1 rRNA gene is annotated in these 390 nt (G+C 54.1%); it reads left to right on the forward strand.

The features are described 5' to 3' along the window. Positions 1-390, forward strand: a 16S ribosomal RNA gene (locus tag G4V62_RS19375); the annotation flags it as partial.

The raw sequence follows: 390 nt of genomic DNA on the forward strand, positions 1-390 counted from the left end.
AGCCGCGGTAAAACGTAGGAGGCAAGCGTTATCCGAATTTACTGGGCGTAAAGCGCGTGCAGGCGGTTCGGTAAGTTGGATGTGAAATCTCCTGGCTCAACTGGGAGAGGTCGTTCAAGACTGCCGGGCTAGAGGATGGTAGAGGAAGGTGGAATTCCCGGTGTAGTAGTGAAATGCGTAGATATCGGGAGGAACACCTGTGGCGAAAGCGGCCTTCTGGACCATACCTGACGCTCAGACGCGAAAGCTAGGGGAGCGAACGGGATTAAGATACCCGTGTAGTCCTATACGAGCCGCGGTAAAACGTAGGAGGCAAGCGTTATCCGAATTTACTGGGCGTAAAGCGCGTGCAGGCGGTTCGGTAAGTTGGATGTGAAATCTCCTGGCTCA

Source organism: Litoribacterium kuwaitense (genome assembly GCF_011058155.1).
Taxonomy (GTDB): domain Bacteria; phylum Bacillota; class Bacilli; order Bacillales; family DSM-28697; genus Litoribacterium; species Litoribacterium kuwaitense.